Genomic DNA, 12,211 nt, shown 5'->3' on the forward strand with positions numbered 1-12,211 from the left:
CTAGTGCGGGGCGCGGCGGCGGCCGGTGCCGTGGGCGAGGCGGGCCAGGGCCACGGCGCCCGGGGAGCCGTCCGACACCGGGGTGACCGTGAGCGCGAGGGGCGTGAGGCGTTCGGTGAGAGGGGTCAGCAGGGGGCCGTCGGGGGCGAGGAGGCCGCCGGTGACGACCAGGGGCTCGCCCGGGCGGGGGGCGAGGGCGGTCACGGTCTCGGCGAGAGCGCGGGCGGCGTCCCGCAGGATCTCCGCGGCGATGTCGTCCTTGTCCTCGGCGGCCCGGACGACCAGCGGCGCGTGGTCGGCGAGCCGGACCGGCGGCCGGTCCATGACGGCGGGCAGCAGATGGGCGCGGTAGGCGGTGCGCAGGGCCGCGGTCCAGGCGACGCCGTCGGCGACGCCGTAGCCCTCCGGGGGCAGGACGCCCGGCGGCAGCCCGAGCTCGCGGCCGACCTCGCGGGCGAGGACGGTGGGCGCGCCGCGGCCGTCGGCCGCCCGCAGCGCGCAGCGCACGGCGGAGCGGCCGATCCAGAAGCCGCTGCCGTCGTCGCCGAGCAGCCAGCCGTCGCCGCCGGAGGTCGCGGTCGGCGCCCGTGCGGCGATCCGGGCGGCGACCGCGCCGGTGCCGGCCACCAGGACCAGACCGTCGGCGGGGTGGCCGGGGGCGGTCGCGAACGTGGTCTCGATGTCGCTGTGCACGCCGACCTCGGCGGCGGTGATGCCCAGCCGGGCGAGCGCGCCGGTCAGAGCGGTGTGCGCCCGGACGCGGCCGGGCTCGTCGGCGCCCTGGCCCTGGTGTCCGGCGCCGGCGAAACCGCCCGCCACCGCGGCCACCCGGCCGCGCAGCGGTTCGGGCACGGCGAGCGCGAGGGCCTCGGTGAGGTGGTCGGCGAGCTGCGGACCGGGCACGGTGAGTGCGTTTCCCGGTCCGGCCGTGCCCTCGCCCCGGGTGCGGCCGTCGCCGAGGTCCGCCAGGACGGCACGGGTACGCGTGCCGCCGGCGTCCAGGCCGACCACGAGGTCTTGGTTCAAATCACTATTCATTGCACCCCATGGTGGTTGATACATTCGCCCCACACAAGGTCCGCAGACGAGGTCCGTCCATACGTCCGCGGCCCGTCCGCACACACGTCCGTCTCTTCAGGAGGACGCCATCAACACACCCGCGCTCCGCTTCGGTGTCAACTACACCCCACGCCGGGGCTGGTTCCACGCGTGGCACGACTTCGACGCCGGTCAGGCGCGCGAGGATCTGGCGCAGATCGCCGGGCTGGGCCTGGACCATGTCCGGGTCTTCCACCTGTGGCCCCTGCTCCAGCCCAACCGCACTCTGGTCCGCGCGTCGGCCGTGGACCAGCTCGTCCGCCTGGTGGACCTGGCGGCCGAGTGCGGCCTCGACGTCCTGGTGGACGGCGTCCAGGGCCATCTGTCCAGCTTCGACTTCTACCCGGAGTGGACCCGCAGCTGGCACCACCGCAACGTGTTCACCGACCCCGAGGCGATCGAGGCCCAGGCGCTGCTGCTGCGCACCCTGGGCCGCGCCCTGTCCGGGCACCCCCGGCTCCTCGGCCTCCAGCTCGGCAACGAGCTCAACAACCTGGTCGAACACAACCCGGTGACGGTGGACGAGGTGGACCACTATCTGGACACCCTGCTGGCCGCCGCGCGGGACGGACTGGGCGGGGGCGCGGGCCTGGTCACGCACTCGGCGTACGACGCGGCCTGGTACGGCGACGACCACCCGTTCACCCCCGAGGCCTCGGCCCGCAAGGGCGATCTGACCACCGTGCACCCCTGGGTGTTCTCCGCCGACTGCGCCCGCCGCTACGGCCCGCGCTCGCCGCAGGTGCACCATCTCGCGGAGTACGGCACCGAGCTCGCGGCGGCCTACGCCACCGATCCGGCGCGCCCGGTGTGGGTGCAGGAGACCGGGGCGCCCGAACCGCACATCCCGGCGGCGGACGCCCCCGACTTCGCCCGGGCGACGCTGCTCAACGCGGCCGGCTGCCCACAGCTGTGGGGCGTCACCTGGTGGTGCTCGCACGACGTCGACCGATCCCTGGCCGACTTCCCCGAGCTGGAGTACACCCTGGGCCTGTTCGACTCCACGGGCCGCCCGAAGCCGATCGCGGACGCCCTGTCCGCCACGGTGGCCGAACTCCGCGCCACCGCCGCCCCGCCCCCGCCCCGGTCGACGGCCCTGGTCCTGGACTGCACCCGGTCCACGCGCTCCGTCTCCGGCCCGGGCGGCCGGTTCTTCGAGGCCTGGACGGACCTGCGCCAGAAGGGCGCCCGCCCTGCGGTCGTCCTCGCGGAGCGGGCGGGTGACACCGCCTACCTGGCGGCGCGGGGGATCACGGAGCTGATCGACACCGAGTGACACGACCGGGGGGCGACCCCCGGTCGGTGACATCCACAGGTCAGCCGGTACGACCGGTCAGGGCCTCCGCCGCCGCCCGCAGGTTGACCCGCCCCCGCCCGTGCGCGCACACCGCGCTGCCCGGCTCGGGCAGCCCGGTGGAGACCCGCAGTGCGTCCGGCCGTGCGGTCAGCAGCGCCTCGCGCAGACGCCGCTGCCAGGGGTACAGCTCGGCATCGCAGACGGCGACCACCAGCGGCCGCCCCGCCGCGGCCCGCAGCACCTCCTCGACGACGATCCCGGCGTCCTCCGGCTCCCCGGTGACCGCCGTCCCGGTCGCTGTCGGGTCGATGGCCCGCCAGGCGGTCAGCAGGTCCTCGCCACCCCAGTTGAGGGCGGGGTGCGGGGCCGGGAACAGGTCGACGACGTGGGCACCCGGCACCGGCCGCGGCAGGGGTCCCCCGCTCCGCACGGCCAGCCGCGCCGCGGTCAGCCCGGCCTCCGCGTCCCACCCGGCCACCGCATCCGGCCGGCGGGGAGCCGCGTACCGCAGCGCGAGCCGCCGCACCCGCTCCGCGGCCCGCGTCACCCGCTCCTCGGCCAGCTCCCCCGACCGCAGGGCGTCCAGCACGGCGTCCCGGCAGGCGAGGGTGACGTCCAGATCGGGTACGGCGACGATGACCTGGTCCGCCCCGGCGGCGAGCGCGAGTCGCGCGCCGGCCGCCTCGCCGTAGCGGTCGGCGATGGCCTTCATCTCCAGTGCGTCGCTGACCAGGACGCCCTCGAAGCCGAGTTCGCCGCGCAGCAGGTCGGAGAGGATGCGCGGACTGAGCGTGGCGGGCCGGTCCGGGTCCAGGGCCGGGAAGACCACATGGGCGCTCATCAGCAGGGGGACGCCCGCGTCGATCGCGGCGCGGAAGGGTGCCAGGTCGAGCTCGTCGTACGGCCGGGGGTCGACGGCCAGATCGTGGTGGCTGTCGGTGACGGTCCCGCCGTGGCCGGGGAAGTGCTTGGCGCAGGAGGCCACGCCGCGCGCCTCGGTGGCCGCGATCCAGGCCCGCAGATGCCGGGAGACCAGCTCGGGGTCGGATCCGAAGGCGCGGGTGCGCACGATGGGGTTCTCGGGCCGGCTCTGGACGTCGGCGACGGGCGCGTAGGAGGCGGTGATGCCGAGCGAGAGCAGGTGTCCGGCCAGGGCGTCGGCGCAGGCGGCGGTGAGCCGGGGGTCGTCGGCCGCGCCGAGCGCCCAGGAGCCGGGCACCTCGGGGGCGCCCGCGGCCACCAGGTGGCCGATGCCGCCGCCCTCGTTGTCGATGGCGATCAGCAGGTCCGGGCGCAACTCCCTCAGCGCGCCGGTGAGTTCGCGGACCTGGTCGGCGTCGCGGACGTTGCGGGTGAACAGGATGACCCCGCCGAGGCCGCGGTCGACGAGCCGTTTCAGGGGGTCGGGGACGGTCGTCGTACCGGCGAAGCCCGCGACGAGGCAGCGGTGGACGGCCTCGTCGAGGGCGGCGGGCAGGACGGTTTCTGCGGGCCCGGGGGCGGAGTGCGTCACCTCCGGAATCCTCTGGTTCGCCGAGCCGAAAGTCAACATCTTGATGGATTGATGATTCAGTCATGTCTCGGTGCACGGTGGATCATTGCGTGTTGGTGGACGTTGCCGGTGAGGGCCGGCGCGGCGGCGCACGTGCCTGTGCCCCCGGCCGCCGACATCGGCCAGGGACACAGGCGTCCGGGGATCAGCGTGCGGTCAGTCTCCAGAGGTGGTCGGCGGTGCCGTTGTCGGTCCACTGCAGGACCTGGGCGCCGGAGGAGGTGCTCATGCCGTTCACGCCGAGCAGGAGCCCGCTGTTGTAGTTGGCGATCTTGTCGTAGCCGTCGCGGGCCGGTATGACCTGCCAGAGGTGGTCCGCGGTGCCGTTGTCACCCCAGATCAGCGCGGTGCCGCCGTCGGAGGTGCTCATGCCGTTGATGCCCAGCAGCAGTCCGCTCTTCTGGTTGACGATCTTGTAGAGACCGGAACCTGCCGCCACCAGGGTCCAGTTCTGGTCCGTGCCCGTGGTGGAGGTCGCCTGGACGACCGAGGTGCCCTGAGCCGTGCCCGCGTTCAGGGTGTCCAGCGCGAGTCCGCTGTTCTTGTTGGTGATCTGGTAGCGGCCGGCGAGGGAGGTGCTGGTGCCGCTCGGGGTGATCACCAGGTGGTAGCCGTCGGAGGCGTTCATCGTGACGGGCACGGTGATCGAGCCGCCCGAGACGGTGTAGTCGGTGTCGGAGACGGTGACCGGGCCGGGGGACGCGGTGGTGCGGCCGGTGTGCGGGCTGTACTCCAGCTTCACATGGACCGTGCCGCCGAAGGCCGACAGCGAGGACAGGCCGTTGACGGTCACCGCGCAGGAGCCGGTGCAGCCGCCGGTGACGACGCTGATCTGGTTGCCGGCGCCGTTGAGGGAGGCGAGGCCGTCGATACCGGTCTGCGCGGGCGGCGTGGTGACGAGCATGTTCCCGGACATGTCGCCGTACCACTTGTACGTCCAGTAGGAGCCGTTGGGCGAGCCGCCGGTGTCGGTGAGGGTGTCGCCGAGGGTGCCGTAGTGGTTCCAGAAGGCGAGCTCGGCGTCGCGGACACCCGCCCGCTCGAACTTGGCCGCGTACCCGATGAGGGCACCGGAGTTGCCCATCTCGTCGGGGGTGCCGTACTCCTCGATGGCGATGGGGCGCGGGCTGATGCCGAGGCTCGACTCGAGGGAGCGGTAGGCCGCGACGTGCGCGGCGATGTTCGCGCTGCCCTGGAGTTCGTGCCAGGCGACGACGTCGGGGAGCGTGCCGCTCGCCTTGGCGTCGGTGAGGAAGGAGCTCATCCAGGACTGGTTCCACGCCGAGTGGCTCGGCCCCTGGATCGGTGTCGTGGTGTCCTTGGTGCGCACCTCCTTGAACGTGCGCGCCCAACCCGCGTCGAATGCGCCCGCGTTGGTGGTGTCCCAGGTCCAGTCCGGCTCGTTCCACAGCTCGTAGGCGCTGATGTTCGTCGCGCCCGAGGACCGCACGGACGTGACCTGCTTGTCGACGGCGGACAGCCAGTCGGTCCAGCTCACCCACTTGTAGGGGAAGTCGGGGTACCAGTCCGGCATCCGGACGACGACCTTGGCGCCGGCGCGGGCCGCCTTCGGCGCGACGACGAGCGCGTCACCCGCGGGGGCCGGCTCCCCGTTGGGCAGTTGGGAACCGCCCGGGGCCATCTGGACGAAGGTGTTGGGCTTCAACGCCGTGACCAGGCTGTCCGCGGGGGTGTTGTTGTCGGCGAGACCGTAGAGGCCGCCGGTCGCGACATGGGTGACCGACCGGAGGGTCTGGTTCGCGCTCACGACCAGGGTGGTGGCGGAGGTCGGGGCCGCGTGCGCCGGGAGGGCGCCGGCCAGCAGGGCCGCGGTCAGCGCGGCCGTGCTCAGCACGGCGGTCGGGAGGGTCAGGGATCTGGTGCGGCTCATGGAAGGTGTCTCCTCGAACGGGAGGGGATGGTGGGGGGGAGGTCAGTCCTTGACCGCGCCGGCGGTGACGCCCGCGGCCACGTAGCGCTGGGCGAGCACCAGCAGGACCGCCGCGGGGACGGAGGCGACGACGGCGGTGGCCATGATCGCGTTCCATTCCTGGTTGTTGTTGCCGATGTACTTGTAGATGCCGAGGGTGATCGGCCTCAGGTCGCCGCCGCCGTCGAGGGTGTTGGCGAAGACGAAGTCGGACCAGGCCCACAGGAAGGAGAAGAGCGAGACGGTGACGACGGCGTTGCGGCTCACCGGCAGGACCACCGACCAGAAGGTGCGGAAGGCCCCGGCGCCGTCGATGCGGGCGGCAGCGATCAGTTCGCCGGGGATGCCCGACATGAACGCCGTGAAGATCATGACGCCGAAGGGCACGGCGATGGTGGAGTCCGCGACGATCAGTCCCCACCAGGAGTTCAGCAGGCCGAGGTCGAGGAAGACGCCGTAGAAGCCCATCGCCATGACGATGCCGGGGATCATCTGCGCGACCAGCAGGAACAGGCCGAGGGCGGCACCGCCGCGGGGGCGGAGTCTCGCCAGCGAGTAACCGGCCGGGGCGGCGAGAACGAGGGTGAGGGCGACCGTGCCGAGGCCGATGAGGAGGCTGGTGCCGAGGTAGGGCAGCTGGTCGTCGAGGACGGCCCGGTAGCCCTCGAAGGTGGGATGCAGCGGAAGCAGGTCGGGTGGGGTCTTCCGCATGTCCCGCTGCGGGGTGAGGGACACGTTGAGCATCCAGTAGACGGGGAACAGCATCAGCGCGGTGAGGAGGACCCCGATGGCCGTGAAGGTACGCGACTTCACGCTTCCTGCCTCCTCTGGACGCGGATGTACAGCAGCCCGAAGACGAGGGCGATGAGGATGAGGATGTTGCCGACGGCCGCGCCGGGGCCGAACTTGGGCAACAGGGTGCCGAAGCCCAGCTGGTAGGACCAGGTCGCCAGGGTGGAGGAGGCGTCTCCCGGACCGCCCTTGGTCATGATCCAGATCAGGTCGAACACCTTGAGGGTGTAGACGAGGCCGAGCAGGAGGGTGATCGCCGAGACGGGGCGCAGCAGCGGGAAGGTGATCCGGCGGAACTGCTGCCAGACGCCGGCCCCGTCCAGGGCCGCCGCCTCGTACAGCTCCGCGGGGATGTTCTGCAGGCCGCTGTACAGGATCACCAGGTTGAAGGGGATGCCGATCCAGATGTTGGCGACGATCACCGAGGTCAGCGCCCAGTCGGGCGAGGTGAGCCAGCCGACCGGATCCATGCCGACGAGGTGCAGGAAGTAGTTCACCACGCCCGACTCGCTGTTGAACATCCAGGACCAGGTGGACGCGGACACGATCAGCGGCAGCAGCCAGGGGATCAGGAACAGCGCGCGGAGCGTCGGGGCCAGCCGGAAGTGCCGGTTGAAGAAGACGGCGAGGGCGAGCCCGATGGCGTACTGGAAGACGATCGACACGAACGTGAAGACCATCGTGTGGCGCAGCGCCGGGCCGAACGTCGGGTCGTCGAGGACGTGTTGGAAGTTCTCCCAGCCGGTGAAGGGTGCGTCCCCGGCCACGAACGACCGGACGGTGTAGTCGCGCAGGCTCAGGTCGAGGTTGCGGTAGAGGGGATAGAGGTAGAAGGCGGCGAGGTAGGCGACCAGTGGGGCGACGAAGGCGAGCGCGGTCAGCCGGGACCCGCGGGTGTGCCTGCGTCGGTGCGCCGGGGTGGCGCTCGCCCCGGAGGCCGCCGGCGGCCTCCGGGGGCGCTCGACTCGGGCGAGGGTCATGCCGCCCTAGCCCTTCCGCGCGGTCGACTGGGCCGTGTCGAGGGCGTCCTCGGGGCTCTTGCCGCCGGAGAGGGCCGCCTGGACGGCCGTCCACATCGGCTGCGAGATGGTCGGGTACTTGGTGCCGAGGCCGCCGCTGGTGCGGCCGCGTGCCGCGGCCACGGCGGCCACCCAGGCCTTCAGCTCCGGGTTCTGCTTCACCTGCTCGGCCTGGACCGCCGCCGTGGGCGCCACGTACGTCAGGGTCGTGTCGCTGGCGAGGAGGTTGGCGTCGCTGGTGAGACAGGTGACGATCTTCTTGGTGACGTCGTAGCGCGCGGTGTCCTTCTGCACGGGCACGGTGACGAACTCGCCGCCCGTCGGTACCGGCGCCGAACCGCCGTTCTGTGCGGGGATGTTGATGACGCCGTAGGCGAAGCCGGCCTTGTCGGCGTTGCCGAGCTGCCAGGTGCCGTTCTCGCCGAAGGCGTAGTCACCGGTGGCGAACTCCTGCCAGCTGGTGGTCTGGGTGTTCTGCAGGACGTCCTTGGGGGCGAGGCCGTCGTCCACCCAGCCCTTCCACAGCGAGAGCGCGGCCACGCCCTTCGCCGAGTTCAGCTCGGTGAGGTCGGCGCCCGCGCCCCAGAACCAGGGCAGGAACTGGAAGCTGCCCTCCTCCGTGTTGATCGCGGAGAACGTGATGCCCTTCTTCCCGGCCGCCTTGACCTTCTTCAGGGCGGCGGTGAGGGAGTTCCAGTCCTTGACCGAGGCCGGGTCGACGCCGGCGGCCGTCAGGACCTTCTTGTTGTAGTAGAGGGCGAGCGTGTTGGCGCCGATCGGGACGCCGTAGGCGGCGTCGTCGATGGTGCCCGCGCCGATGATGTTCTTCTGGATCGACTTCGTGTCGAGGCCGAGATCGCTCGTCTTGTTGAGGATGCCGGCCTCGACCAGCGTGGAGACCACCGGGTTGTCGACCAGCATCACGTCGGGCGCGTTGCCCTGCTGGGCGGCGAGCAGCGCCTTGTTGCCGAGGTCGGTGGTGTCGTACGCGGTTCTCTTGACGGTGACACCGGCCTCGGTCCCGCAGGCGGCGACGCGCTTGCCCCACGGGGAGGAGGCGTCGAACTGCGGGTAGGGGTCCCAGAAGGTGTACGTCCCGCCCGCGGCGTCGGACGAGCCCGAGCTGTCGGAGCCGCCCGAGCAGGCGGTGAGGGAGGCGAGGGTGCCGACGGCGGCGAGCGCGGCGAGGAGGGTGCGGCGGGTGGGTATCACGGGGTGACCTCGTTGTCGTAGAAGTGGAGCGGGAGGGTTTCAGCCGGTGGGCAGCCAGACGCGCATGCTGCCGTCCTCGCGGTTGGCCCAGGCGTAGTAGGGGACGGCGGTCAGTTCGACGGGATCGCCCTCGGTCCGTGCCGGGTCCTCGACGCCGTCCGTGGAGGTGTACGGCCACCAGTCGCGGTCGGCGATGCGTCGCCGGTGGCCGGCCGTCACGATCGTGGTGACCCCGCCGAGCAGGTCCGGGCGGTGCTTCACGGCGAGCGGGCGGCCGGTGTCGAGGACGATGTCGTCCAGGCCGCCGCCGGGGTGGTCGACCTGTTCGAGGCAGTACACGAGCGGCCCGCGCTCGATCGCCACGCAGCCGCGTACGGCGTCCACCCGGGGGTCGGCGGTGGTGAGCCGGGGCTCCAGGCCGAGTTCGAGGACGACCCGGTCGCCCGGGGACCAGGTGTCCTCGATCCGCAGCCAGCCGTCGGTGACGGGGGTGTCCGTCCGGTCGTGGGTGCGCGAGCCGTGACGGACCCGGAAGTCGCGGCACCACTGCGGGATGCGCAGGGAGAGGGTCCGGGGGCCGTCGGCGGGGGCCGCCTCGACGGTGAGGGCGATGGTGCCGTGCCAGGGGTAGTCGGTCTCGCAGCGGACGGTGAACCCGTCGTCGCCGTAGCGGCCGGTGACGTACTGGTGGATCTGCAGTCCGGTGTCGTCGGTGGTGGCCAGGTAGTGTTCGAGACCGGCCAGCAGCCGCATCACGTTGGGCGGGCAGCAGGCGCAGCGGAACCAGCGGGTGCGGCGGGCCGACTGGTCGCCGCCGGTGTCGGTGTGGCCGTCGCGGACCTGGAGCGGGTTGACGTACAGCCAGCGCTCGCCGTCCAGTGAGACGCCGGCCAGGAAGCCGTTGTAGAGGGTGCGTTCGACCAGGTCGGAGTAGCGGGCCTCGCCGGTGAGCAGGGCGAGTCGCCAGCTCCACTGGATCGAGGCGATGGCGGCGCAGGTCTCGCAGTAGGCGCGCTCGTTGGGGAGTTCGTAGGGGTCGCCGAAGTCCTCCTCGTCGTGGTGGGCGCCGAGCCCGCCGGTGAGGTGGGTCTTGGTGGCGGTCATCGCCCGCCACAACCGCTCCCCCGCCGCCCGCAGTCCGGCGTCCCCGGTCTCCGTGGCGAGATCGGTCGCGCCGGCCAGGAGGTACAGCTGCCGTACGGCGTGGCCCTCGACGTTCGTCGCCTCGCGGAGCGGGACGCGGTCCTGGCAGTAGGCCTCGCCGCCGAGCAGGCCGTGACCGTAGCGGTCGACGAAGTAGCCGGCCAGGTCCAGGTAGCGGCGCTCCCCCGTCTCCCGGTACAGCTCCACGAGGGCGGTCTCGACCTCGGGGTGGCCGTCGATCCCGTCGATGGGTCTGCCGCTGCCGGGCGGGCCGAAGACGGAGTCGATGTGGTCGGCGAACTTCACGGCGACGTCGAGGAGTTCGGGGCGTCCGGTGGCGCGGTGGTGGGCGACGGCGGCCTGGATGAGATGGCCCGCGCAGTACAACTCGTGGCCCCAGCGCAGGTCCTGGTAGCGCCGGCCGTCCTTCACGAGCTGGAACCAGGTGTTGAGGTAGCCGTCGGGCTGCTGGGCGGCGGCGACCAGGGCGACGATCCGTTCGACCTCGTCGGCGAGCTCGCCGGTCAGGTCGCCCGGAGTCTGGGCGAGTTGCCAGGCGGCCGCCTCGAGCCACTTGTAGACGTCCGTGTCGACGAAGGGGTAGGCGCCCTGGAACGCGCCCTCGGCGGTGCCCGCCGCGAGCCGCAGGTTGTGCAGGTTCCCGGCGGACTCCAGCAGGCCCGGCCCCTGGGGGATGGAGACGTGCGCGTTGGTGGCGCGGCGGGTGTGCCAGAACCCGGAGTCGATGCCGACGGCGGCGGGGCGCAGCGCGGCACGGGCGTCGGGGCCGAGACGGACCGGTCCGGGGGCGGGCGGGAGGGAGCGTGTGCGGGGCATGGCTCTCCGGGGAGGGGTGGGGGTGCCGGGGGTGAGCTGAGGGGCTCATCGGAACCTGGTTTGCGCAACCGTTTTCTCGCGAGAAAGTAGAGGGCAGCGGATCAATGGGGTCAAGGGGAACAGCAAGAGTTTTTTCGTCTTTCCCACCGACTGGCGCACGACTCGGCCAGCTGCCACCATGTCGGGCGTCCGTATCATCGAGGCATCGAGGAAAAGGTTTGCCCGTGACAGCTGTTCCAGGCTCTCCCCCGTCCGGCCGGGCCCGGCTGACCGATGTCGCCGCACTGGCCGGCGTCAGTGTCGGTACGGCCTCGAAGGCGCTGAGCGGTGCCGGACGGATGCGTCCCGAGACGCGCCAACGGGTCCTGGACGCGGTGGCGGAACTGGGGTTCCGGCCGAACCAGCAGGCGCAGAGCCTGCACAGCGGCCGCAGCTGGACGGTGGGCCTGATGACGACGGACGGCATCGGCCGCTTCAGCACGCCGGTACTGCTGGGCGCCGAGGACGCGCTCGGCGCCGGGAAGATCTCCGTGCTGCTGTGCGACACCCGGGGCGACGCGATCCGGGAGCAGCATCATCTGCGCAATCTCATGGACCGCAGGGTGGACGGCATCATCGTCACCGGCCGCCGCACCGATGCGCGGCCGCCGCTGCCGGGGGTGGAGTCCGTGCCCGTGGTGTACGCGCTCTCGCCGTCCACGGACCCGGCGGACACCTCGGTCGTCACCGACGACCGCGGGGGCGCGCGGCTGGCGGTGGAGCACCTGGTCGCCACCGGCCGCACCAGGATCGCCCATGTCACCGGCCCCGAACACCACGCCGCCGCCCGCGAGCGGGCCAGGTACACGGTCGAGCACCTGGCCGGCGCCTCCCTGAAGCCGTCCACCGGGCGTATCCACTACGGCGAGTGGAGCGAGGCGTGGGGCCGCAGCGCCGCGGAGGCGGTGCTGCGCACGGCGCCGGACACGGACGCCTTCTTCTGCGGCAACGACCAGATCGCGCGGGGGGTGACGGACGCGCTGCGCGAGCGCGGGGTGACGGTGCCGGGGGACGTCGCCGTCGTCGGCTACGACAACTGGGACACCATGGCCCTGGCCAGCCGCCCGCCGCTCACCACCGTCGACACCAATCTCACCGAGATCGGCCGGATCGCGGCGCTGGAGCTGCTGCGGGCGATCGACGCGGAGCCCCGTCCGGGAGTGCAGAGCGTGCCGTGCCGGCTGGTGGTGCGCGAGTCCAGCTGAGCCGGCCCCTCGGCCCGCTCGTGGCCGGGGCCCGCCCGACAGTCCCTGGACGGGCGCCGACGCCGGGAAGTCGGCTGTGGTGTCGGG

The 12,211-nt window shown here is 72.4% G+C and carries 9 protein-coding genes; 2 read left to right on the forward strand and 7 right to left on the reverse strand.

Annotation, left to right across the window (positions count from 1 at the left end):
• Entirely contained in the window at positions 1-1,038 is a 1,038-nt protein-coding gene (locus ABT057_RS29720; protein ID WP_352346694.1) for an N-acetylglucosamine kinase, read from the reverse strand.
• A 109-nt stretch (positions 1,039-1,147) separates the two neighbouring features.
• Here ABT057_RS29720 and ABT057_RS29725 point away from each other — a divergent pair, with 109 nt between their 5' ends.
• The gene (locus ABT057_RS29725) at positions 1,148-2,374 is read left to right on the forward strand and encodes a glycoside hydrolase 5 family protein (protein WP_352346796.1); all 1,227 of its coding nucleotides are present in this window, start codon (positions 1,148-1,150) and stop codon (positions 2,372-2,374) included.
• Positions 2,375-2,414: 40 nt separating this feature from the next.
• On the opposite strand, the gene ABT057_RS29730 is transcribed toward ABT057_RS29725, so the two are convergent.
• The 6 genes from ABT057_RS29730 to ABT057_RS29755 all read right to left on the reverse strand — a co-directional run bounded on the left by ABT057_RS29730 (position 2,415) and on the right by ABT057_RS29755 (position 10,880).
• On the reverse strand, positions 2,415-3,908 hold the full coding sequence (locus ABT057_RS29730) for a glycoside hydrolase family 3 N-terminal domain-containing protein (RefSeq protein ID WP_352346695.1): 1,494 nt from the start codon (positions 3,906-3,908) through the stop codon (positions 2,415-2,417).
• Positions 3,909-4,092: 184 nt separating this feature from the next.
• A complete protein-coding gene (locus tag ABT057_RS29735) occupies positions 4,093-5,838 on the reverse strand; it encodes an RICIN domain-containing protein (RefSeq protein WP_352346696.1) in 1,746 nt (581 codons plus the stop codon).
• A 42-nt stretch (positions 5,839-5,880) separates the two neighbouring features.
• The gene (locus ABT057_RS29740; RefSeq protein ID WP_352346797.1) at positions 5,881-6,642 is read right to left on the reverse strand and encodes a carbohydrate ABC transporter permease; all 762 of its coding nucleotides are present in this window, start codon (positions 6,640-6,642) and stop codon (positions 5,881-5,883) included.
• A gap of 44 nt (positions 6,643-6,686) precedes the next feature.
• Positions 6,687-7,649 carry a carbohydrate ABC transporter permease gene (locus ABT057_RS29745; RefSeq protein ID WP_352346697.1) on the reverse strand — a complete coding sequence of 321 codons (963 nt, stop codon included), beginning with the start codon at positions 7,647-7,649 and terminating at the stop codon, positions 6,687-6,689.
• 6 nt (positions 7,650-7,655) lie between these two features.
• The gene (locus ABT057_RS29750) at positions 7,656-8,900 is read right to left on the reverse strand and encodes a sugar ABC transporter substrate-binding protein (RefSeq protein WP_352346698.1); all 1,245 of its coding nucleotides are present in this window, start codon (positions 8,898-8,900) and stop codon (positions 7,656-7,658) included.
• A 39-nt stretch (positions 8,901-8,939) separates the two neighbouring features.
• Positions 8,940-10,880, reverse strand: coding sequence for a glycoside hydrolase family 127 protein (locus ABT057_RS29755; protein WP_352346699.1), 1,941 nt, complete (start codon positions 10,878-10,880; stop codon positions 8,940-8,942).
• Positions 10,881-11,104: 224 nt separating this feature from the next.
• On the opposite strand from ABT057_RS29755, the gene ABT057_RS29760 reads away from it, so the two are divergent.
• Positions 11,105-12,124, forward strand: a complete 1,020-nt coding sequence (locus tag ABT057_RS29760) for a LacI family DNA-binding transcriptional regulator (RefSeq protein WP_352346700.1) — start codon at positions 11,105-11,107, stop codon at positions 12,122-12,124.
• Positions 12,125-12,211: the final 87 nt, after the last annotated feature.

Source organism: Streptomyces sp. NPDC002588, from assembly GCF_040295925.1.
Lineage (GTDB): Bacteria > Actinomycetota > Actinomycetes > Streptomycetales > Streptomycetaceae > Streptomyces.

Coding starts and splice junctions, on each gene's coding strand:
- ABT057_RS29720 (WP_352346694.1), bottom strand. CDS start 1,038: ATGAATAGTGATTTGAACCAAGACCTCGTGGTCGGCCTGGACGCCGGC.
- ABT057_RS29735 (WP_352346696.1), bottom strand. CDS start 5,838: ATGAGCCGCACCAGATCCCTGACCCTCCCGACCGCCGTGCTGAGCACG.
- ABT057_RS29740 (WP_352346797.1), bottom strand. CDS start 6,642: ATGCTGTTCCCCGTCTACTGGATGCTCAACGTGTCCCTCACCCCGCAG.
- ABT057_RS29745 (WP_352346697.1), bottom strand. CDS start 7,649: ATGACCCTCGCCCGAGTCGAGCGCCCCCGGAGGCCGCCGGCGGCCTCC.
- ABT057_RS29755 (WP_352346699.1), bottom strand. CDS start 10,880: ATGCCCCGCACACGCTCCCTCCCGCCCGCCCCCGGACCGGTCCGTCTC.